Source organism: Kiloniella sp., assembly GCF_048259265.1.
Lineage (GTDB): Bacteria > Pseudomonadota > Alphaproteobacteria > Kiloniellales > Kiloniellaceae > Kiloniella.
Genome location: NZ_JBLXHT010000016.1, coordinates 25,847 through 46,622, shown reverse-complemented (window position 1 = coordinate 46,622; position 20,776 = coordinate 25,847). Strand labels below are relative to the sequence as shown.

The window sequence follows — 20,776 nt, the reverse complement described above, 5'->3', positions numbered from 1 at the left end:
ACCGTTGAAATTTCGGGTATGATTTATTGTTGGTCCGTCCTGCTTAAAGCCAAGTATTTTGCAGTGGCATCTTTTATACCTCGTATTTATTTCTTTGGTGAAAGTTTTAGGGTTTTAAAAGAACATAAAAGTGACCTCTATATCATTCATTGGGCGGCGGTCTGTTCGCCGACAGCCTGCGACACTGCGGTTACACGACCTTCAACCGATGCTACGGCGTTGCTGATACTGTCCAGATTAGTGTTAACTTCATTAACGGCCATTGCAGCTGTTTGAATATTTGATGCAATTTCACTCGATGCAGCAGTTTGCTCTTCTACGGCACCAGATACAGACGTTACACTGCCTTCGACGGATTCAACGGCACCTCTGATACTGGTTAAATTTTCCACCACGCTGCTGCAAATTGATTGCATGCCGCTAATTTCAGATGAAATTTTTTCTGTCGCGCTTCCAACCTGATTGGCTAGTGCTTTGACTTCGGATGCGACGACGGCAAAGCCTTTTCCGGCTTCTCCGGCGCGTGCGGATTCAATAGTGGCATTTAAGGCAAGTAGATTGATTTGCCCGGCAATATCCTGAATAACACTGACAACACTATCCATCGACAGGGCTTGTTCGGTGAGCTTTTGGGTGAGGTCATCTGCTGTACGGGCTTCTTCGATTGCCTTTCTGACGTCATCTTGTGAAGCTGTCATGCTTCTGGCTATTTCCGTTACAGAGGCTTGGAATTCTTCAGATGCCGCGGCAACTGATTCGACCATTTGCAGTGTTTCCGTTGATGCTTGGGCAGCTGAAGATGACTGGTTATTTACGGCAACGACGGTTTCCAGTATTTTCCCCAAATTTTCATCGACGATTTGGCTGACCTTGGTTGCCTTTTCCCGATTGATAACCTGCTGAGTGATGTCGGTAGCAAATTTGACGACTTTAAAGGGTTTTCCATTCGGATCAAAAATTGGGTTGTAGGACGCCTGTATCCAGATTTCCTTGCCACCTTTGCCTATTCGTTTGTATTCGGCTGTTTGAAATTCTCCGCGCCGCAGACTTTCCCAAAACTGGATATATTCATCTGATTGCTTATCTTTTGGATCAACAAACATACTATGATGTTGGCCCTGAATGTCTTCGAGATTGTAACCAACTGCGTTTAAGAAGTTATCATTTGCATCAATGATGGTTCCGTCCAATTCAAACGAGATAACGGCTTGTGATTTCCCGATCGCGCTGATTTGACCTTTGTAATCTGCATTTTGCAATGTCTGCTGGGTAATATCGGTTGCATATTTGACGACTTTAACGACTTTTCCCGATGAATTCATGATCGGGTTATAGGATGCCTGTATCCAGATTTCCTTGCCCCCTTTGCCGATGCGCTTGTATTCAGCGGACTGGAATTTTCCTTCGTTTAAGTCTGCCCAGAACTGTTTGTATTCGGGCGAATTTTTATATGATTCCTCTACAAAAATGCTGTGATGCTGGCCTTTGACTTCTTCTAGCGTGTACCCCATGGCCGTGAGGAAATTTTTATTGGCTGTAATGATTGTACCATCTGTTTGAAACTGAATAACAGCCTGAGATTGGTTTAAAGCTGATAGAATAAAGTCCATTTCTGCTTTGTTAAACTTACAGTTTTTGGGGCGATGATCGACAGGGCGAGACTTTTTACCAAGTTTGAGCATATCGTTTTGTCCTTTGCAGCCTTTGTCCTTTTTGGGGAAAGGTTACGTTTAAAGGTATCACGTACAAGGCAACACAAACTGCTGATACCTAATGAGAATTGTACCAAACACAAAAATAGTAAGAGTCTAAGATTAATATTTATTAAACCTATGCGAGTTTTGATTTCTGATGGGGGTCCTTATGCGTGTGTATGCCGAAATGTGCCAAGGTGGTGGGGCACTGGCAGGGATTAAAGTCTGTGTCAGGATATCTTAACAATTGGGACAGTTATTTTTGCAACGTTGTATAAAAAGCCCAGAAGGAGAATTTGAGGCTGATTTCTTTTGACAAAGGAAAGCAGAGAAAGCCGATATTCTTATAGAATTAAAAGGTAGGTAGAATTAAAGAATGCGGCAAAAAGTGGGGCCCATCATTAAGGGGGATATGATGGGCCCCGTTAAGTAGGGCCAGAATAATGCGAGCCCATACTTAATTAGATGATTTAGCCCTTCGTATCCTCTTTGCAGAACGAGGGAAAGCTAAATTATTACTTATTTTCGTCATATAAGTCTGAAATATGGAATATCAAGCGGGAAGTAAAATTCCGGCCTTACTACGCTTTGCCAGAATCACTAAAATCAAGGCAGTTACACTACAGAAACATAGGGCAAAGACCATGTGCATCACAGTTCCGTCATAGAGCCGTCCCGCTGATATTGAAACGGCCACGGCAACCAGGCTAGAGATAGAGGCAATGACCGATGCGCCCAATCCAGCCATTTTTCCAAGGGACTGCATCGCCATGGCATTGATGTTGCCAAAGAGAATGCCAACCCAAAGGAAAATAAAGAAGCCATTGATCATAAAGACTGCAAAGGGCGGGATTCCATCATAAGGTAAGGCAAAGAAAAACAATGTTGCTGTAAAGAAAATTAGAGCACTGAGAGCAAAAACCACCATCCTGTGCATGCCAAAGCGCATGACCAGTTGTGAGTTAATCAAAGAAGATAGAGCAACAGAAGAGGCCAAAACAGCAAAGTAGAGCGGGAAGTTATCGACCACGCCATATAAGTCTTCGAAGATCGACTGGGATGTACTGACATAGACCAGCAAGGCCCCGAAAATCATACCGCCAGAAACAGAATAACACATGACTTTACCATGCTTTAGAATGCGACCGGTGGATTGCATTAATTTTTTTGGCGAAAGTGGTATCCGGTTTTCTTTCAACAGGGTTTCAGGCTGACGAATGATCAACCAAAATCCAGTCGAAACCGAAAGAACAAGGAACGAAAAGAAGATATACCGCCATTCGGCAATGGCCAGAACCATCTGACCAAAAGCAGGGGCAATCATCGGGATCATAATGAAAATCACCATAATAAAAGACATGATCCTTGCCATGGCTTCGCCTTCGTATTGATCCCGGATCAGGGCACGGGTTGCTATTTTCGGACCTGATGCCCCAATACCCTGAATAATACGACCAAGGATCAATACCTCGAAGGAAGAGGCCGTCATTGCGACAAGTGTGCCGCCAACATAAACCCCGACACCTAGCAAAATTGCCCCTTTACGGCCGATGGCATCAGATACTGGACCGATAAAAAGTTCACCAAAAACCATCCCGAAAATAAAAAGAGAGATAATTAGTTGACTATCAAGTGGATCGGAAATGGCAAGATCTGCACTAATTTGTGGCAGGGCAGGCAGCATTGCATCAATGCTTAGCGCTGTAATAGAGGTGAGCAAGGCAAAAAGAATGACAAACTCGGGTAATTTTAAAGGACTTTTATTCATAATAATACGTTCTGATCTTTATGGTTTAAGGCCTGAAATGCCAAATGGGTTGATGGCATCTTCAGGTCCGAGCCGAGGCTAATGCCGCAGGGCTCGTTGTACAGCGGGACGGTCTTCCATACGTTTGAAATGCGCATTGACGCGTGGAAAGGCAGTGATATCAACACCGTCACCTTCCAGCCAACGCGCGATTGTATAGAGATAGGCGTCACAAATGCTGTACTGGTCGCCCAGCACCCATGGCTGGCTGAGATATGTTTCTTCAATCATCGTAAAAAGAGCAGACATGTTTTCAGGTACTTTGGCACGCATGTCATCCTGTGAACTTTGGTTATTTGCCCAGCGTGCCCCGCGAAATTTGTGGGCATGGGCAACATGAACGGTTGAACAGAGAAAGCTGTTGAACGACTGCATCTGGGCGAGGGCAAAATGATCGGCAAGCGGGGCCAGATTTGCTTCTGGATACTGTTGTGCCAGATAAAAAAGGATCGCAGGCGTTTCCGTTATGACACCGTTGTTGCCTTTAAAGTTTGCGGGTACATTTTGTTTTCCAGCAATAAGATCTGGTTCTTTTTCAACAATGAGAGCTGGCACACGTCCTTTGGGGTTAAGCCGCAGGTAATCCGCTTTATGCTGTTCACCATCCGCAAAGGATACTGTTTTGATTTCGAACTCTGCATCTGTTTCTTCCAGTGCGATGCAAGAGGCCAAAGAACAAGCACCCGGTGCGTGAAATAGTGTCAACATACGAACTCTCCATTTTGTCACTCTGTGTGTCAGAGTAATTTTCTTTAGGCTGCTCTTTTGCCTGATTGCAATGCAAGGGCAGTGACTTGGTTTAAAACTGGGCAACAGCATACAGTTGCCCGGTTTTGACCCGGATTAAGCACCTTCTAACAAGGGAAAGTCCGTGATCAAAACAGTGATCATCCGTCGCTGTGGCGTTGGTCATTCATGGTTGACCAAGGAAACAGAGTCCAAGCTTTACCCTGAAAAAGCAGAGCGCTGGAAGGTTTATGGGTTTTAGGTTCTGGCCGGGTATCCGTATCTGGTACGATCTTTTTAAGACCCCTTGGGGCCTTGTTAAGTCTCAGTGCTCGATATCTGATGTTGGATATCCGGTCGCTTTTCTGTGTGAGTTACAAAAAAATCATAAAAAATCATTCTGTGGTCACACAGTTACTTTATGTGAAATGTAGAAATATAAAACCACCCCTTTGAAATGAGGTCAAGAAAGAAAATTAACCTGTATGATTGTAATGCTTTAATGCTCTACATCCTTTTGTTGGCGCTGAGTTAGGCGAAAAATCAAAAACAAAGATTTATCTAAAATTTGAGGTAAAAAATGTTGTTAGCTTGCGTAAAATATCTATAGGCTGCATGGAACTGATGACGGGGGTAATCAGGGTGGGTTACTGGGAAGAAAACCCGGTAGCTTATTAACTCAGTACCAAAGTAACCCGGACATAGGTAAGGTTCAGTGAAAATAAGAAATGCCAGAAATCGCCAGTTTTATGATTATTGGCAGGGGTTAGAGAGATCGGAAGGCTTTGATATGCCGAACCGAAGTTCCTTTCTCCCCGAAGATATTCCCTCACTTTTACCCAATATTATTGTTTACGAGCTGATTTCCCGGGATGACATCAAAATCCGGTTGCAGGGTACTGCGATCAATGAACGTTTTGGGCATGATATGACCGAGGGGAATTACCTGGATTATGTCGAGGATGATCGCAAGCGGATTGCATCTGATGCTTTTTGGTTAATGGCAGAACAACCTTGTGGTGTCTGCGCCCTCCTTGAACATGCCTTATCAAGCGGGCGTAATATTACTGTTGAATCAATCGGCTTTCCGCTTCGAAATGATATCCCCAACCTTGACGGCAGCGACCCTAACCCGATTATCGTTTATCAAAGTAACGAAATTGATGATCTGGACCCTTTACAATTTCAATCTGATGAACGTTTGAAATTAATTCTGGTTGTCGAGCGGCAAATCATTGATATCGGCAAAGGGGCACCGACATTTGTAGATTAACTCTATATTTTGTTGATGCGCCTTAAACTTTACCGAGATACAGCCAATTTCTTTTGTGTGATTTAATATAGTCAACTGTATTCGTTAAATAATTCTGCTGTTTGTTCCAATTTTATGTTACTCAGATTGGGAAAGACTGTAATTTTATGCGCAGTAAAGCGAGGGGGCGAAAGTGGATATTGTTCAATGGCTTGATTATGCCGGGGTCGCGGTGTTTGCCGCAACGGGCGCGTTGGCAGCATCACGTAAACAGTTGGATCTTATCGCCTTTTTATTTCTCGCTGCCGTAACGGGCATTGGGGGGGGGACCTTTCGCGACGCAATTTTAGGGCAAACACCCGTTTTTTGGGTACGGGAACATACATATCTTTTGATTTGTGCAGGCACAGGCGCGTTGGTCTTTTTCACAGCACACAGATTTGAATCTCGGTACAAGGTTTTGTTGTGGCTGGATGCAATCGGTATGGCGGTCTTTTCAGTAAAGGGCGCTGAGATCGGGTTTCTGGCAACCGGGTCGTCTTCTGTTGCTATTGTGACCGGTATTTTGACCGCAACTTTTGGCGGGGTTTTACGAGATATTATTTCTGGCGAGCAGTCTGTCCTGATGCGACGGGAAATCTATGTAACCGCTGCGCTATTTGGGGCCGTTGCCTGGGTACTGTCCTACCATGCGGGGCTTGAGAATGTTGTTGGATCGATCCTTGGTTTCCTTGTTGCCTTTGTCATTCGTGGCGGCGCGCTCTATTACGGGTGGAACCTGCCAACTTATAAAAGCAAGCCGGGCCGCACGATGGAAGAAATTGAAAAGCTCTGATCCCTGTCAATTTCTCGGGAGGCTACAAGCTTTGGAGTTAGCCAACAATATCCCGCAAAATATATCCAACGCCGTAAGAAACAATAGCGGCGAGGCCGCCGATCAAAAGCGTTTCGCTGCCGGATCGCCACCATGGGGCCAGTGACCAGCGGCTTTTGATCATGCCAGTCGCGAAAAATGCCAAAGCTGTCATGCCACAGGCCAGAGCGAAGGCGTTTGGCAGGGAAAGGATAAAGGGGAGTAAGGGGATAGACCCTGCGATAAAGAAAGCCCCAAAGGTGGATAACGCAGATCTTAAGGGGTTTCGCGAGGTCGGGGAGATACCGTATTCTTCAGTGATCATTGTGTTGATCCAGAGTTCTTCATTGGATGTTATCGCGTTGGTGGCTTCCTCTAATGTCGTTCCGCTTAATCCCTTTGCGGATAGAATTTGCCGAATTTCTTCGCGTTCTCCTTTGGGGACTTGGCGAATGTGTTTGCGCTCTATTTCGCGCAGGCGTTCGGTATCATCCAATTCAGACTTGGTTGCGCTGTAGTTGCTTGCTGCCATGGAAAAACCATCCGCCAGTAAATTGGCAACACCAAGGATAAGAATAACCCGGACGGAAAGTTGCGCCCCGATCACCCCGGACACAACCGCAAAGGTGGTTACGGCACCATCAATACTGCCATAAACCCAATCCTGCAGGTAACTTGCCTTGTGGCCTTTGGCAAAGCGTTCACGGATAGCTTCCGATGAATGTTCGTGCTCTAGTGTCATAATGCTTCCAGTTCGGTGTCGGTCAGGGTCAAATTTATTTCAGCCGATTGCGGCTCTCGTTTTTTTAAAGACTCATTATAATCTACTATTTCATAGCTTTCCTTGATTCAGGGCATTATTTTTCGAATCGTTTATTGTCTTATTTGACAATAAACTGAGGTGACCTTATATATTGTCACAATTGATAATTTATGGTGATAAAATCGAATGCCAAGACCAAGTATGAAGCTGGAAAGAAGAGAAGAGATTTTAAAAGCCTATGAGACGTGCATTGCGCTTTATGGGGTTGAGGGAGCGACACAGAAACGTATCGCCGAAGAAGCGGAAATTGCCCGTCCACTTTTACGTCATCATGTGGGCAATAATGATGAGCTCTTAATTGAGGTGGTTAAACGTTATACGGATAGGTGCCGTACAAGCATGCTAGAATTTGCGGCCTACCCCTTTACCGATCAAGACGAATTGTTGGCCGTTTTATTTTTGGATAATTCAGACTTAACAACTGCGACGGACACAATGATTGCGACAAACCTTATTGTCGTTGCGCAGACACATGCACCGATAAAGGAGCTTATGAAATCGTGGTTTGATGATGTGCATCAAAGCTTTGAATTGGTTTTATCCAAGCTCTACCCCAATGCACCAAAAGACATTGTTACGACTGTAGCGACCGGATTAATCGGGATCTATTTTAACCTAGATGCTTTATTCCCTATCAAAAATAACGATAAAAATTTTCAGAAGAGTTCCTATGGGGCCGCAAAATTATTGCTTGGCTCTTTAGAAAACGAAGGGGAGCTTTGATATGGATTTTTGGACTCATTTATTTGATGAATGGACGCTGTATGAATGGCAAAATATGGTCGATGATTGGGTGTTTGTTTTTGCTATGGCCTTTTTTCTTTTTGAAATTGTCAGACTGTTAATCAAAAAGAAGATGACCTGGGCGACTGTCGGGGATTGCTTTGCGAACTTTGTGACCTTGCTTGCTCATGTCGGTTTAATTGCAATGTTTGCGGGTGTTTATCTGGGCGCTTTTTATCTGATCTATCCGGATTACAGCCTTATGCTTATGCCAAGTAACTATTGGACGATTGCCATGTGTGTCGTTCTGGCAGATTTGGCCTATTATTGTGAACACAGGGTCGCACATCGTATGGGGCTTGGCTGGGCAACGCATACGGTTCACCATAGCTCACCCTTTTTTAATATTTCGGTGGCCTATCGGCATGGGCCTTTGGATGCAATTTTTGGCTTGCCGTTTTATATCCCGCTTGTGTTGATTGGTTTTGATCCCTTTTTGGTTTTGTTATCGGCGTCATGTGTACAGCTTTATCAGACACTGTTGCATACGGATACGATTGGAAAGCTGCCTAAATTCTATGAAGCGGTGATGAATACACCTTCGCACCATCGGGTACACCACGGCTCTAATCCGCAGTATATTGATAAAAATTATGCGGGTATTTTTATTATTTGGGATAAAATGTTTGGCACCTTTGCGGAAGAAGAGGAAGAGGTTATTTACGGGGTGTTACCCCCTATTAATTCGGTAAACCCGTTGGTGGTTTTCTTTCATGGGTTTACGGGACTTGGTCGCAAGATATGGTCGGCGAAAGGTTTCGGAAACAAGTTGGCCTATTTGGTACGCCCCCCAGGGTGGCGACCAAAAAATGACCCATAAATCATAAAATTTTCCCTCTGTGTATGATATTTACACAGAGGGATATTGCTTATCATTATTTTTAAGACGTCGTTTTTATTTTCCATTCAAAATCATGTCTTTGATCTTCTTTGCTTTTTCAAAGTGATCCAACTTGTGCGTTTCGATCCACCACGTCGCAGCTTCCATCAATAGGTCTGGATTATCGTTTTTATTGGCAAAGAAAGCATAGAAAGACAAACCAACAGTCTCGCCCTTTTTTTCTATTTTCAGGTCACATATCTCAATAATTTTTTGTCGTAAAGATTGTCGCATCGGGGTGGTTTCGCCTTTTCGTTTTAATGCCGTCTCACAAGTGGTTGAAGAGAATGCAAGGAAGTTGATTCCATATTTGGGGGGGGCTTGAAACGTTTTAAAAGGATGCATGTACTATGGTCAAATTATTTAACTTCGCATTCTTAGTGTATTGAATTTAATCGGTTTCATCCATAGGATGTAATGTAAGTAAAAAAATGTTAACACTTTATTAGCCATATATTTTGTGCTTCTATAATTATCGTTTTGTTCTACTACATAAGAACGATGCTTGCGGACACGATCGAAAGGCAATCAAAATGGTACAAGGGTGTGATTAAATTTAGGCATCCTAATAATCGGGCCTTTTATGAATATTGGCGCAAACTGCCTAAAGCAGGGGTTTTGCCAGACAAAAATAGTTTTATGCCGGAAGAAATTCCAAGCTTGCTGTCAACGATGGTGGTTTACGAGCTGGTTTCCGATGACTTTATCCGCATAAGGCTTATTGGTTCTAAGGTTGAAGAACGCTTTGGCGGTCACCGTACCGGGAGCAATTATCTGGATTTTGTAGAAGAGCACCGAAAAGACGCCGCATCGGCAGCCTTTTGGTCACAGGTTAAAAATAACTGTGGGATGCATGCTGTGCTCGCGCAGGAACTGGTATCGGGGCGTATTGCTCATATTGAAGTGGTTGGTGTGCCAGTTTCTACTGATGAAGGGGAGCATCCTGTTCTTTTCTTTCAGAGTAATGAGATTGCTTACAATAGTGACGGAGGACAAGTAAAAGAGCCGCAGGTATTTGATGACAAAGGTGATGGCTTGTTGAAGTACATCTGGGTTGTCGAACGGTCTTACTTTGATCTGGGATTGGGAGTTCCATTTTTGCGTGACTGATTCGGAATGACGACGAAGAGTTTGTAATTTATTATTCTTTTACAATGACTTTGTGTTGAATTTTTTTGTAATTTAGTATGTTGAATTATCCACTTTAAGTAATTTTGTGTCGCGAGGTAATCGCGTTTATGGTTTATTTTGCTGTATCCTGAAAATGAGAAAGATAATCCTTGATTAAGGTCAAGTCTCACAGGCATGATTTATGTTCGCGGCTTTTTGCGCTGATGTCTGTTGTTATCTTTTCTTTCTTTTTAAATACTTAAGCCAGAAAACAACGCTCGGTTCTGAAGGCTGTCTTTGCTTGTGTTAAAAATAAAAAGGCTGTGCTCTTCATGGATTTTAAACATCCGAAATCTGCAGAGTTCTATCGGTATTGGCTCGATTTGCCACGCGATGGGTTTGCACCATCCCGTGATAGCTTTCGACCTGAACAAATACCGTCTTTGCTTCCAAACTTTATGATCTACGAGCTGATTTCGGACGATTATATTAAAATTCGCCTTCTGGGGTCGAACCTGAGTGAAAAGTTCGGCGGCAGCTGTGAAGGGAGTAATTATCTGGAACTTGTGGGACCCGCGCACAAGATACAGGCTTCTCAGGCATTGTGGGCAGTGGTTAATCAGCCCTGTGGTATTTTTGGTATTGTCGAACAGGTTATGAAAAGTGGCCTAAGTGTTTATATGGAAACAGTTGGACTTCCTTTGCTCAATATCGATGGTGGAAACCCATTGATTCTTTTTCAGAAAAATGAACTGGATTATGAAAAAAAGTTGCCGGACGAAAACTTGAAAAATCATGATTATCTTAAGATCTTCAAGCGACAGTTTATCGACATCGGGGCTGGGTTAGATAATGTCCAGCATTTGATTTATCCATCCTTGGCAGACGCTTGATTAAAAAAAATATCTGAGCGTTTAATCTGTTTGTGATCAAATTCTCTTGTTCCTGTTTTGTAGCTAAGTTTCGAGCTCAAAAGCTGTTGGACGAGAGAATTGAACGCGTGATTTCTGTTAAATGGCGCAGGTCAGACCCGCAACATCCGCCAAAAATATTCAACCATGGCATTCTTGAATAAATTTCTTTGTATTGTTGTCCCAGTTCCTGTGGGTTTCCGGGGTCGAGCGTTTCACAGTTGTCAAGCTCTTTGTGGCTCATGCGTGATGCATTACAATGAATGCCCCTTATTCTTTTTGCCCAGTTCTGGTCTTTGAGATTGCTGTGTGAAAAATCATCGGGAAAGTGGTCAGGGTGCGCACAGTTGATCATAAAATAAACGGCCTGTCCGTTGGTTTCTCGGTCAACTTGATCAATGGCATCGGACAGGGTTTGGCCTGTTGGTAACAAGCCGTTGGTTTCAACGGTGAAAGAAACCGCAATGGGAAGATTTGCCTTTTGTGCGGCATGCATCGCGCCGATCGCTTCTTCTGATTGTGTAAAAGTTACGGCAGAAAGCATATCTACTGCGGTTGTGGCTAACCAATTGACCTGTTGTTCGTGATAATCTTCAGCCTCTTTGACGCTAATCTGATAATCCGGGGCATAGGCATCCCCGCGGGGGCCAAGCGAGGCATTGAGGACAATTGGCTGCCGATTGTGGCGTGATCGTGTGTCGCGAAGTTCGGCGATATATTCAATGGACGCGCGATTAGCTGCTTCTATCTCGTCAATAGTTTCACCCAGATCATCTGCCCAGTGGGCATGGGCTTTCCATGTTTGAGCATCGAGAATGAAGCCTGTATTCATTTGTGCGGCAAGAGAGAGAAAGCCGGTATAGTAGTCTGTCAGGGCTGCACGACCTTTTTCATCGGGCAAAAGGGTGTGGGCGGCGAAAGCCTTGATCGGAATGCCTTGGTTAAAGATTAAATCTGTCTCTATGCCCCCATCGGTGAGGAATAGTCCGCCGTTGAGTTGAGGCAAGGCGTCTCTGAAATGTCCTGTGCTGATTGTTCCGTTTGTTCTCGACATGCTCTGTGGCCTCTCGCTCAACCGTGACCCAATATCCTATTATAAGTCGTTTTTATCTAAGAAAACACTATCGGGGGAAACGTTTCAAGGTAAAGCTGTCAACGGTTACGCAGACCTCGGCGGTAATGAATGGAGCAACGAAGGCCGTAATGAAAGGGGGGGGGAACAAGGTTTACCCGGCTTATTTTTCCCGAGGACCGAAGTTTTATATCAACGGGACGTTATATTAAGCTATATTAAATGGATAACACCGAAATAAATTAAGCTGCACCCAAATCCGAAAAAAATGATCGCGACGAGTTTGTTAATGAATGTTATCGCAGACGGGTTTCTGATCAAACTGGCTAGTCTGACGGCGGCATAGGCAAAGGCACTGAGAGAGAGAAAAGACAATCCCATAAAGGTGAGTGTCATGAGTAAAAGTTGAGGCGTTGCTGCGTCTTCGGAATTCAAGAAAAGAGGAAACAGTGCCAATAAAAAGATGATCATCTTTGGGTTTGTCAGGCCGACAAGTAGGGATTGACGAAAAAGATAAGGGGCAGATCTCTGGGTTTGACGTGAAGACTTAAAAGAAGTGGCGATGCTATCGGTGTCGGTCCCTGCATTGCCAGAATAATTTAGGTCTTCTGCATCATCCTTGATGTCGTTGGTATCTTCGGATAGATGGTCAAGAGAGATCATGCCCCTTTGCCAGTTCTGCCAGGCGAGCCAGAGTAGGTAGCTACCGCCCATAATTCGCAGCACTGAAAGTATTTTAGGTTCTGCTGAAATGATTGCCCCAAGGCCAAAAGTAACGGCAAGGCCGACACAACCAATAGCCACGACATTTCCTAGGGTTGAATAGATGGTTTTCTGCATTCCCAATGACAGGCCATTTCTGATAGCAAGAACAATTGCGGGGCCGGGGGCAAGAATATTTGCGCTCGCGGCAAAAACAAAGGCGATCCAGATTTCAAAGGTCATTACGAGGTCCTGACAGAATTTCTTTGTTGGCTTGTGCCAATCATTTGACGAAATGGGAACAGGAGGAAGTTAAGCGTATAGATAAAATCAAAAAAAATAGTTTATTTTAATGTATAAATAAAAAATAATGATGTGAAGTGTTGGTCATATGAAAGAGTTCAAATGGATCTATCCGCATTACGTACATTCAAGCTGGTGATGGATTTGGGCAGTGTGACGGCAGCGGCAGAAAGCTTGAATACCGTACAGCCCAATGTGACGGCACGTATCCGCAAGCTTGAAAGTGAGCTTGGTGTTTCGCTGTTTCTGCGGGCACATCGTCGTCTGGTACCAACACACGAGGCCGAAAAGTTGTTGGAATATGCCAATGCCATGCTGACGCTGGAACGTGCAGCCAAGGGGGCGGTTAATCCCGGTGATGTCGGTCATATTCGCATGGGCTTTGTTGATACACAGGCATCCCATTTATTGCCACGCTTTATTACGGAATACCGACGCTTTCACCCTGATGCAGAGATTTCTGTGGATACCGGGGTCTCGGGCTTTCTTAATAAGGCCGTAGATGAATGCCGTCTGGATGCGGCGGTCGTGGTTGATCGCCGTAAACGCAGTACAGATCAGGACAACCTGATAACACATATGCTTTTTACCGAACCGTTGGTTTATATTGCACCTAAAGGGTTGAGCAAACTGGAACAGGCGCTGGAACTACCGATTATGGTTTTAATCCAAGAAGGCTGTGGCTATCGCAATTTTGCGATTGATTGGTATCAAGCACAAAACCTGACGGCGCCCAAGATGATGGAAATTTCGACACTGGATGGTATTCTTGCCTGTATCAAAGCCGGGCTATGTGCTTCGGTATTACCGCGATCTATTGTTGAAAGTTTCGAGCTGGAAAACAGAGCGGCGGTTTTCCCGTTAGAAGGTGGCAATGCAGAGATCAACATTGCGGTGGTTCATCGTCCAGAATTCAAGGGAGATCACCGGATTAACCTGTTGCTTGATATCTTCCGTAAATAGGGGGCGGTAGAATAAACAGGTGTGAATTGAGTTGATCATACCTGTTTTTGCTGATTGCACTTCCATGGAAGTGCTTGTTGTCGTGGTTCTTTTAGAATCAATTGACGTTGTTTGTTGTTTTGTAAATTATAGTAAAATCAATCTCTTAAGGTTCACATTTGTCTTTTTGGATTATCGGTGCTGTAGGTGTGTTGTTGTTGATGGTCCATTTGGTCTTTAAAATAGACCATGTGAGTTTAAGGTTATTCTGTTAGTTTTTGTTATAAAGTTTTTACCCTATTCAGGTTATTTCCAATGCCGATTAAAAGCTCTGTTAAGTCCTCTGGCGACAGGCCACAGATATCGAAAGCCCTCACCAGCAAACGATTAATCCTGCGTCCCTTTTTATCGGAAGATGGCGACCTTTTGTTCCAGCTTTACGGTAATGATGATGTCATGGCGATCCGTAAAATTGGCACGCAAAGCCGACAGGGAAGTGATGAGCAGCTGGCAATCATTACAGATCATTGGCAACGTCGTGGCTTTGGTCTTTGGGCTGTTTTTGATCGCGAGAGTGAGACATTTATGGGCGAATGTGGCTTGCGGGAAGAAAATAAGATCGATGACAAGGTTGAACTGTCCTATGGCCTGTTACCACAGTTTTGGGGCGGTGGTCTGGCGACAGAGGCAGCAACGGCAGTGCTGGATTTCGGGATTAAGACGCTGGGTATGAAGCAGATCTATGCCTTTGCGCAAAAGAAAAATGCAGCGTCTTTGCATATCCTTTCCAAGTTTGGCTTTCAACGCGAATGTGATTTCGAAGAGGACGGTGACCTTATCACTCGCACTGTTTTGACGATGCCCTAAATACAAGAGGGACTTTAAGGGGGATGCTGTTTTGTTTGGAAAATAAAAAGCCCCCGACCTGCTTGTGTGTGTAGTTGGCCGAGGGCTTTTATCCTGGGGTGTCGTTCGTGTTCAGATAAGCAGTGCTACTCAAAACACGATCCCCAGGAATTCTATATGTCTTGTTTGAAGAAAACGGTCTGAAAATCAGGAACGCCGTTTATCATTCAATTCCTAGACTTCTTATTGTTCAATTCTTAAACTTCGCCGGCGTATTCGCCACGGCCGGGGTAATTGTTGGCAATAACGAAATCCAGTGCGCCGATCATTTCTTTAAAGACCGGACGGACAAATGGCATTGTCTGGACAGAAGCATAATAAAGCGTCTGTTCTGGCGTGACGAGGAAGACGCCGGGCTCAGAGAACAGGGCTGGCTCTTCGATGCCGATAGATGTTTTTCCGCGAGAGGTAGAGATATAAAGACCCCACTCTTTGGCAACAGATAGTGGCAGGTCATAAGCAAAACGCAGGTTCTTGGCGTCGATTTTCGCAGCCATTTCTTCTGTACGCTCTTTCCCGTCCGAGCTGATGGCAATGGTTTTTACGCCGCGTTCCGCAAATTCCGGGGACAAACGTTCTAGCTCTTTGAGGTAGTTAGCACAGATCGGACAGTGGAGGCCGCGATAAAATGTCACCAGTGTATAACGCTCTGCACTATCACTGCTGAGGTCGAACGTACCGTCATTGAGTGTAGGCAAAGATAGGTTAGGGGTTTTTTGACGTGGCATCAGCATTACAAGGGTACCTTTCGGGTAAATCATTTGGCTTGTTACGTAAATTTTTGGGCTGCTTGTTGCCCTCAATTATCAATATAGTGAACTAAGAGTTTCTTTTTGTGCAAATAAGTTGATCAATCGTACAAAAGTGAGGTAGCATTAGATGTCGTGTTTTGGGTGAAGAGGACCAGTTTTGGAAAAGCCATTTAAAAAAGCCGACCGTTTATCGGCCCTTATTCAGCGGTTTCACATTTGCGCGCGTGTGCAGACGCTGGGGGGTAGTGTGGCTTTTGCCCAACCATCATGCGAGGAAGATGATCAATCACGGGATAGTAACGGGACTGACTTTGCTTCTAAGAGGGGGGATGCCCAGACAGGGGAAGAAAACATCATACAATTGTCTGGCGATATAAACGGCATGGACTTGAAGCAGAAGAGAGCTGGTATTTGCGATACCGGACAAAGTGTTGGGGGCGCAAATTTCTTTGTTATTCATAGCGGGCAAATAGCATCGTCTGCACCAGATTTTAATCAGATGGCAGCGGATATTCCCTTGCTGGTGTTTTATCCTCGAGGTGTCCCGGAGGATTTTAAAATTAAGCCCCGGCCCGCTGTTGATCCCCACCCAGATGATCCCAGCCGAGATAATTCCAGCCGACATGATTCCGGTGGAGAGGATAGCGATAGGCAATCTGCTATCACGCTGCAGACAACGGGTTTTGTTTGCGCGGTTGTGGATACGGGGGGCGAGGAAAATCCTATTGCTCTTGCGTTACCTGATCTTGTCGTGGTCCGGCTGGACCAATCCCCGCCTTTGAAGGCTGTGACGGATATTTTGTTGGAAGAAGCTAGCGCCCCGCGTTGCGGGGGGCGTGCTGTTATTGATCGGCTGTGTGAAATCGTTGTGATACGACTGTTGCGTCATTTGATAGAGGCGGGGCAGACAGAGGTTGGGTTATTGGCGGGATTGGCCGACCCGAATATTTCCTTGGCGATTATTGCCATGCATGAAAGGCCGGATCGTAACTTTAACCTCGAAGATCTTGCCGAAATATCGGCGATGTCCAGAACGCACTTTGCCAATTCCTTTCGTAAACTTGTGGGCGTGACGCCCGGTCAGTATCTATCGAACTGGCGACTGACACTGGCCCGAACTGAATTGGCAAAGGGAATGCCGTTAAAGACCGTTGCCGGACGGATTGGCTTTTCCAGTTCGGCAGCTTTATCCCGCGCTTTTACCCGTCACTATGGCGTTAGTCCCAAACGGGAAATGTTGCGGGGTTAGGCGGTATCCCTCTTTATTTAGTGATCAATCGGTCCGCATACACTGCTTCAATGTTATGCCCATCAGGGTCTAGAATAAAAGCGGCGTAATAGCCGTCTTCATATTCGGGACGTAAACCGGGTTTCCCGTTACAAGTCGCGCCATTTTCAAGCGCGATACGATAAAAATCATCAACGCTTTTGGCTGTATCGGCATTAAAGGATACATGAACCGCGTGGGATAGGGGGGCATCTTCGTCAGCTTGGCGTATTTCAAACATGTCGTGGACACTGGTGCCATAGCCGATAACCACATCGGGGATATCCAAAACTTGATCATATCCAAGTGCTGACATAACGCGACCGTAAAAGTCTTTGCTGGATTTAAGGTCTTTTATTTTTATCTGTACGTGATTGAAAATCATTTTCTGGCATCTATTCTGGTCTTTGTAATGGCAAGGGGTATGATGTTGGTTTATTTAGGCTCTTTTGGAAAAGAACAACAGGCATCAGCCAGTTTTTGAAAAAAATTTGCCATGTGGATGCCATCAGTAAGAGCATGATGCGCGGTTAGGTTTACGGCGACCTCCCAACCTTCTTGAGCCTGATGTGTTATCTGGGGCACAAACTTTCCCCACGCAAGGCGGGGAATACAATCGTCGGGGCCTTTCAGGGGGTGTTGCATGTCTGTGAAATCCAACCAGGGAATACAAGACATGAAAATCCAGAAGTCTGTATCAATGGTTTTTTCATTCAGTTCTGTCTGTGCTTTTCCCTCTGCAATGGCAATTTCACAGTTATTGTTAAAAGCCGGCCATTCCGGGGCATAGGGAATTTCGCAAAAGGCAAAGCGATCATTTTCGATGGGCACCGTGACCGAAGGGTGAACGATATTATGTTCAATAACAGATTGTTGTCCGTCTTTGTCGCGTAAACGAGTTCGCAATTCTGGGACATCATTAAATGCCTGCATAATGCAAAAGAGCATGGCGTTAAAAGGCGAGGCCCCATCACTCTGTTTTGCCCTCATTATTTCCGAGACATCAATACGGGTTGTTATGCTGAAATGGGGCGAGCCAAAGTCTTTGAACATGGCGTACTGGCTTTGCCGGGACCATGTTGACAGGTCAATTTCACGTTCAGTCTGTTCTGAAAATTTTGTCTTATAATTCATAATACGAAGCCCTTGATAGAGAGGGGCGGAAGTTGGGAAGTCAAAATATGTATTTGGGTAGAAAAAAGAATACCAAGATCAGAGATAGGCGCAATAAACATCTTAGGACATGAAGATAATTTATGACCTTCTTTGGGAAAAGGATGTGATCAGAAAACCTTAAGTAGTCGGGAACGTTTAAGGTGGGCAGTTAGGGGCTGAAAAAGTCGATAGGTCAAAGGGCGTAAAGCAAGCAGATACGTAAAAGGAGAGCACCGATTGGTACTCTCCTTTGTCAATTCCAGCTTTTGCCCGTTTCGCGTTAATTACACTTCTCTCTCGACAGGTAACGACCTATTAGAAGCGAGCGCGAGGGGAAAAGGCTAATTTCTTAAGCGTGTTTCACTTTGTGGTAGCTCATGCGGCCCAGAAAATCCTTTGTGGATTTGAATGCTGTGGCGAAAGCATGAACAACGGCACCACCGATAGCTTCGGAACGCAGACGGTGCGCTTCACGAATGTGGTGTTCGATGTCAGCAGAAGTAAAATCAAAATCTTTGGCAGTTACGATTGGTTTCATCGACTTAGTCCTCTTGGTGATACTCATAAACGAGTGATTGCCCTTGATGACTAATATGCGCTTTTTTTGCCAAATGATAATATGCAAAAAACTATAATGATTATCTCTTATTTTTTGATAATGAAAATGGGCAAAAACATTGGGGGAGGAAATATCCTCTAAAACCAGCGTTTCATTGCTTCTTCTTTTTGTGCGCCAACTTCCCGATCTTCGTTTTCGGTAAAATCCTGAAAAATGAGGAAGACCATTTCCGGTTCATCATTTTGTGACTGAAGGGGAAATATTATTCTGACGTACCCAAAGCGTCGTTCATCTTTGCGGGTATAAGTTGCTGTACCAAAAATAGGCTGCCCTTGGTCCAATGCTTCTGTGAGTTTATCAGACGCGGCTACTTTACTGTCTTCTGTCAGGAAGGTGTCATAGTCTTTGCCAGAAGGACGGCCGTCGGCCAGTTTCATGAATTCTTCGGTAACAACGCCGATCAGGCGCACACGCGGATTTTTGCTCTCGCGGTTAACTTCGGCAAGCAATTCGTAGCCCAACGCAAATTTAATATCAGCGGGGTTGATATCTTGTCGAGAAGGAAGCCGCCCTAGTTTTGTGCAGAGGTCAGAATACCAGTGCCAGCTTTTAAGTAATCTGGGGTATTGTTCTAATTCTGAAAGATCCGAATTAGCAGAAATGAACATGTGGCCTCATCACAGTGTAATTTTACTAACAAAGATCAGGATATGCCATAAATTCTAAAGATAGTATAGCCAAGCTGCTTTTGGGATATTTTGCCGATGGTTCCATAATCGTTTTTGTGCCTGAAAGCATAAGCCTGAAAGAGGAAACCAGAGGAAAAATTCCCAAAAACAATCCACAGCTTGGGTGCGGTTATGCGCTCAACATTTGGACGCGAGGGTCTTTATTGCCCTTTGCTATGCCCTGGCAATCGCACGCACGATCCCGACAAATGTATCTATTTCCTGTTGGTCATTGTAATAGTGCACGGAAGATCGGATCAGAACGGGTAGTTTGTTCTTGGTTGCATCTAAAAGGGTACTTGTCGGGGAAGACGTACTGACATTAACTCCTTGCGTTAAGATCGTCTGAACCGCATCTGCGGACTCTACGCCTGTGATCGCAAAGGTCACAATACCGCACTGGGTCGGGCACAGTGTGTGGAGCTTTACCCCGTCGATGGCGCGTAAATTATCACGCAGATAGTTTGCCAGTTCATCTATTCGGGCCTGAATATTGTTCAATCCGATTTCAAGTGCGTAGTCGATACAAGCACCCATACCGAGTTTGGCCGCATAGTTGTTTTCCCAGTTTTCAAACCGTCGAGCGTCAGACCTTAAAACATATTCGTTTTCGCTAACCCATGTGGCAGAGAGCAAATCGATCATGGGCGGATGTAATTGTTCAATGACAGAAGACCGCACATAAACAAAGCCGACGCCCCGGGGGCCACGTAGAAACTTACGGGCCGTTGCCGAAAGAACGTCACACTGTATCTTTTCAACATCCAGCGGCATTTGTCCAGCGGATTGGCAGGCATCAACGACATAGAGGATGTTATGTTTTCGGGCGATCTTGCCGATTTCTTCGGCCGGGTTTACCAAGCCAGAGTTTGTCGGGACATGGGTGACAGAAATTACCCTGACGCGGTCATCAATCATGCTCTCTAGGGTGGAAAGGGAAACAACACCGTTTTCGTCACTGGGGATGACTTCGATGGAGACATTTTTTTCCTTGGCGATCTGTAGATAGGCCACGTAGTTAGAGGCATACTCGGCTTCGACAGTTAAAATACGGTCGCCATCCTGAAAAGGAATGGCATAAAACGCCATGGCCCAGCCGACGGTTGCGTTTTCAACAACAGCAACTTCGTCTCTGTGACAATTTATCAAGCGAGCGACAGAATCATAGACTGCTTCGATGGCATCATGTTTTTTGTTTGCAGCTTCATAGCCACCGATCGCTGCTTCTAGTTCAAGATGGTCAACCTGACTTTGTAGAACACTTTTAGGCATTAGCGATGATCCACAATTATTCAAGTGAATACAGCTTTTTTTGCCCGGTGTGTCAGCAAAAACTTTTTCAATATTCATGGCCATTTTGTCACTCTTTCTTGTGGTGTGTTCTGGGTTCTGTGGTTACCCTAAAAAACAAAATACGCAATATGGTTTTTTTCTCAAACGATTTTAAATCAATATGGCTTTACATAAAATCAAGTCACGTGTTTAATTTAGCCTATAGACAGTTGTAAGGTATCCCAGAAAGTTGGCACCCAGAAAATTGATCTCCCAGAA

The 20,776-nt window shown here is 44.8% G+C and carries 22 protein-coding genes; 9 read left to right on the top strand and 13 right to left on the bottom strand.

Annotated elements, in window-relative coordinates; translation table 11 throughout:
* Nucleotides 1–146: 146 nt before the first annotated feature.
* The 3 genes from ACN0QW_RS18645 to ACN0QW_RS18635 form a co-directional block, all read right to left on the bottom strand.
* A complete protein-coding gene (locus ACN0QW_RS18645) occupies nucleotides 147–1,682 on the bottom strand; it encodes a methyl-accepting chemotaxis protein (RefSeq protein WP_417433671.1) in 1,536 nt (511 codons plus the stop codon).
* 565 nt (nucleotides 1,683–2,247) lie between these two features.
* Nucleotides 2,248–3,462, bottom strand: coding sequence for a multidrug effflux MFS transporter (locus ACN0QW_RS18640; RefSeq protein WP_417433669.1), 1,215 nt, complete (start codon nucleotides 3,460–3,462; stop codon nucleotides 2,248–2,250).
* Nucleotides 3,463–3,540: 78 nt separating this feature from the next.
* Nucleotides 3,541–4,209, bottom strand: coding sequence for a glutathione S-transferase family protein (locus ACN0QW_RS18635; RefSeq protein ID WP_417433668.1), 669 nt, complete (start codon nucleotides 4,207–4,209; stop codon nucleotides 3,541–3,543).
* A gap of 733 nt (nucleotides 4,210–4,942) precedes the next feature.
* Here ACN0QW_RS18635 and ACN0QW_RS18630 point away from each other — a divergent pair.
* Together ACN0QW_RS18630 and ACN0QW_RS18625 are read left to right on the top strand one after the other, a co-directional pair.
* On the top strand, nucleotides 4,943–5,500 hold the full coding sequence (locus ACN0QW_RS18630) for a PAS domain-containing protein (RefSeq protein ID WP_417433666.1): 558 nt from the start codon (nucleotides 4,943–4,945) through the stop codon (nucleotides 5,498–5,500).
* Nucleotides 5,501–5,672: 172 nt separating this feature from the next.
* Complete coding sequence (locus ACN0QW_RS18625; RefSeq protein WP_299375267.1) at nucleotides 5,673–6,314, top strand: trimeric intracellular cation channel family protein; 642 nt, start codon at nucleotides 5,673–5,675, stop codon at nucleotides 6,312–6,314.
* A gap of 37 nt (nucleotides 6,315–6,351) precedes the next feature.
* Here the strand turns inward: ACN0QW_RS18625 and ACN0QW_RS18620 are convergent, their stop codons facing one another.
* Entirely contained in the window at nucleotides 6,352–7,074 is a 723-nt protein-coding gene (locus ACN0QW_RS18620) for a VIT1/CCC1 transporter family protein (protein WP_417433664.1), read from the bottom strand.
* 207 nt (nucleotides 7,075–7,281) lie between these two features.
* Between ACN0QW_RS18620 and ACN0QW_RS18615 the strand changes: the two genes are divergently transcribed.
* Nucleotides 7,282–7,878 carry a TetR/AcrR family transcriptional regulator gene (locus ACN0QW_RS18615; RefSeq protein WP_417433662.1) on the top strand — a complete coding sequence of 199 codons (597 nt, stop codon included), beginning with the start codon at nucleotides 7,282–7,284 and terminating at the stop codon, nucleotides 7,876–7,878.
* A 1-nt stretch (nucleotide 7,879) separates the two neighbouring features.
* The gene (locus tag ACN0QW_RS18610) at nucleotides 7,880–8,758 is read left to right on the top strand and encodes a sterol desaturase family protein (RefSeq protein ID WP_417433660.1); all 879 of its coding nucleotides are present in this window, start codon (nucleotides 7,880–7,882) and stop codon (nucleotides 8,756–8,758) included.
* Nucleotides 8,759–8,833: 75 nt separating this feature from the next.
* Here the strand turns inward: ACN0QW_RS18610 and ACN0QW_RS18605 are convergent, their stop codons facing one another.
* Nucleotides 8,834–9,052: a DUF6500 family protein gene (locus ACN0QW_RS18605; RefSeq protein ID WP_417433658.1), complete on the bottom strand. Its 219-nt coding sequence runs from the start codon at nucleotides 9,050–9,052 to the stop codon at nucleotides 8,834–8,836.
* A 312-nt stretch (nucleotides 9,053–9,364) separates the two neighbouring features.
* On the opposite strand from ACN0QW_RS18605, the gene ACN0QW_RS18600 reads away from it, so the two are divergent.
* Nucleotides 9,365–9,928, top strand: a complete 564-nt coding sequence (locus tag ACN0QW_RS18600) for a PAS domain-containing protein (RefSeq protein WP_417433657.1) — start codon at nucleotides 9,365–9,367, stop codon at nucleotides 9,926–9,928.
* A 332-nt stretch (nucleotides 9,929–10,260) separates the two neighbouring features.
* Entirely contained in the window at nucleotides 10,261–10,821 is a 561-nt protein-coding gene (locus ACN0QW_RS18595; protein ID WP_417433655.1) for a PAS domain-containing protein, read from the top strand.
* A gap of 76 nt (nucleotides 10,822–10,897) precedes the next feature.
* Here the strand turns inward: ACN0QW_RS18595 and ACN0QW_RS18590 are convergent, their stop codons facing one another.
* Complete coding sequence (locus ACN0QW_RS18590; RefSeq protein WP_417433653.1) at nucleotides 10,898–11,893, bottom strand: homocysteine S-methyltransferase family protein; 996 nt, start codon at nucleotides 11,891–11,893, stop codon at nucleotides 10,898–10,900.
* Nucleotides 11,894–12,124: 231 nt separating this feature from the next.
* Nucleotides 12,125–12,856 (bottom strand): LysE family translocator, encoded by a 732-nt coding sequence (locus ACN0QW_RS18585; RefSeq protein ID WP_417433651.1) that lies wholly within the window; start codon nucleotides 12,854–12,856, stop codon nucleotides 12,125–12,127.
* A 162-nt stretch (nucleotides 12,857–13,018) separates the two neighbouring features.
* Here ACN0QW_RS18585 and ACN0QW_RS18580 point away from each other — a divergent pair, with 162 nt between their 5' ends.
* Together ACN0QW_RS18580 and ACN0QW_RS18575 are read left to right on the top strand one after the other, a co-directional pair.
* Nucleotides 13,019–13,879, top strand: a complete 861-nt coding sequence (locus ACN0QW_RS18580) for a LysR family transcriptional regulator (protein WP_417433649.1) — start codon at nucleotides 13,019–13,021, stop codon at nucleotides 13,877–13,879.
* A gap of 294 nt (nucleotides 13,880–14,173) precedes the next feature.
* Nucleotides 14,174–14,725 (top strand): GNAT family N-acetyltransferase, encoded by a 552-nt coding sequence (locus ACN0QW_RS18575; RefSeq protein ID WP_417433647.1) that lies wholly within the window; start codon nucleotides 14,174–14,176, stop codon nucleotides 14,723–14,725.
* A gap of 236 nt (nucleotides 14,726–14,961) precedes the next feature.
* Here the strand turns inward: ACN0QW_RS18575 and ACN0QW_RS18570 are convergent, their stop codons facing one another.
* On the bottom strand, nucleotides 14,962–15,498 hold the full coding sequence (locus ACN0QW_RS18570; protein ID WP_417433645.1) for a peroxiredoxin-like family protein: 537 nt from the start codon (nucleotides 15,496–15,498) through the stop codon (nucleotides 14,962–14,964).
* A 175-nt stretch (nucleotides 15,499–15,673) separates the two neighbouring features.
* Between ACN0QW_RS18570 and ACN0QW_RS18565 the strand changes: the two genes are divergently transcribed.
* The gene (locus ACN0QW_RS18565; RefSeq protein WP_417433643.1) at nucleotides 15,674–16,765 is read left to right on the top strand and encodes a helix-turn-helix domain-containing protein; all 1,092 of its coding nucleotides are present in this window, start codon (nucleotides 15,674–15,676) and stop codon (nucleotides 16,763–16,765) included.
* A gap of 13 nt (nucleotides 16,766–16,778) precedes the next feature.
* Here ACN0QW_RS18565 and ACN0QW_RS18560 read toward each other — a convergent pair whose 3' ends face one another.
* The 5 genes from ACN0QW_RS18560 to ACN0QW_RS18540 form a co-directional block, all read right to left on the bottom strand.
* Nucleotides 16,779–17,168: a VOC family protein gene (locus ACN0QW_RS18560; RefSeq protein ID WP_417433641.1), complete on the bottom strand. Its 390-nt coding sequence runs from the start codon at nucleotides 17,166–17,168 to the stop codon at nucleotides 16,779–16,781.
* A gap of 50 nt (nucleotides 17,169–17,218) precedes the next feature.
* Entirely contained in the window at nucleotides 17,219–17,917 is a 699-nt protein-coding gene (locus ACN0QW_RS18555; RefSeq protein WP_417433639.1) for a CatA-like O-acetyltransferase, read from the bottom strand.
* 370 nt (nucleotides 17,918–18,287) lie between these two features.
* Nucleotides 18,288–18,476, bottom strand: a complete 189-nt coding sequence (locus tag ACN0QW_RS18550; protein ID WP_417433638.1) for a hypothetical protein — start codon at nucleotides 18,474–18,476, stop codon at nucleotides 18,288–18,290.
* A gap of 158 nt (nucleotides 18,477–18,634) precedes the next feature.
* Nucleotides 18,635–19,165, bottom strand: a complete 531-nt coding sequence (locus ACN0QW_RS18545; RefSeq protein ID WP_417433636.1) for a PAS domain-containing protein — start codon at nucleotides 19,163–19,165, stop codon at nucleotides 18,635–18,637.
* 234 nt (nucleotides 19,166–19,399) lie between these two features.
* Nucleotides 19,400–20,581 (bottom strand): aminotransferase class V-fold PLP-dependent enzyme, encoded by a 1,182-nt coding sequence (locus ACN0QW_RS18540; protein WP_417433634.1) that lies wholly within the window; start codon nucleotides 20,579–20,581, stop codon nucleotides 19,400–19,402.
* Nucleotides 20,582–20,776 lie beyond the last annotated feature (195 nt).

Coding starts and splice junctions, on each gene's coding strand:
- ACN0QW_RS18645 (WP_417433671.1), bottom strand. CDS start 1,682: ATGCTCAAACTTGGTAAAAAGTCTCGCCCTGTCGATCATCGCCCCAAA.
- ACN0QW_RS18640 (WP_417433669.1), bottom strand. CDS start 3,462: ATGAATAAAAGTCCTTTAAAATTACCCGAGTTTGTCATTCTTTTTGCC.
- ACN0QW_RS18635 (WP_417433668.1), bottom strand. CDS start 4,209: ATGTTGACACTATTTCACGCACCGGGTGCTTGTTCTTTGGCCTCTTGC.
- ACN0QW_RS18620 (WP_417433664.1), bottom strand. CDS start 7,074: ATGACACTAGAGCACGAACATTCATCGGAAGCTATCCGTGAACGCTTT.
- ACN0QW_RS18615 (WP_417433662.1), top strand. CDS start 7,282: ATGCCAAGACCAAGTATGAAGCTGGAAAGAAGAGAAGAGATTTTAAAA.
- ACN0QW_RS18610 (WP_417433660.1), top strand. CDS start 7,880: ATGGATTTTTGGACTCATTTATTTGATGAATGGACGCTGTATGAATGG.
- ACN0QW_RS18605 (WP_417433658.1), bottom strand. CDS start 9,052: ATGCGACAATCTTTACGACAAAAAATTATTGAGATATGTGACCTGAAA.
- ACN0QW_RS18595 (WP_417433655.1), top strand. CDS start 10,261: ATGGATTTTAAACATCCGAAATCTGCAGAGTTCTATCGGTATTGGCTC.
- ACN0QW_RS18590 (WP_417433653.1), bottom strand. CDS start 11,893: ATGTCGAGAACAAACGGAACAATCAGCACAGGACATTTCAGAGACGCC.
- ACN0QW_RS18585 (WP_417433651.1), bottom strand. CDS start 12,856: ATGACCTTTGAAATCTGGATCGCCTTTGTTTTTGCCGCGAGCGCAAAT.
- ACN0QW_RS18580 (WP_417433649.1), top strand. CDS start 13,019: ATGGATCTATCCGCATTACGTACATTCAAGCTGGTGATGGATTTGGGC.
- ACN0QW_RS18575 (WP_417433647.1), top strand. CDS start 14,174: ATGCCGATTAAAAGCTCTGTTAAGTCCTCTGGCGACAGGCCACAGATA.
- ACN0QW_RS18570 (WP_417433645.1), bottom strand. CDS start 15,498: ATGCTGATGCCACGTCAAAAAACCCCTAACCTATCTTTGCCTACACTC.
- ACN0QW_RS18560 (WP_417433641.1), bottom strand. CDS start 17,168: ATGATTTTCAATCACGTACAGATAAAAATAAAAGACCTTAAATCCAGC.
- ACN0QW_RS18555 (WP_417433639.1), bottom strand. CDS start 17,917: ATGAATTATAAGACAAAATTTTCAGAACAGACTGAACGTGAAATTGAC.
- ACN0QW_RS18550 (WP_417433638.1), bottom strand. CDS start 18,476: ATGAAACCAATCGTAACTGCCAAAGATTTTGATTTTACTTCTGCTGAC.
- ACN0QW_RS18545 (WP_417433636.1), bottom strand. CDS start 19,165: ATGTTCATTTCTGCTAATTCGGATCTTTCAGAATTAGAACAATACCCC.
- ACN0QW_RS18540 (WP_417433634.1), bottom strand. CDS start 20,581: ATGGCCATGAATATTGAAAAAGTTTTTGCTGACACACCGGGCAAAAAA.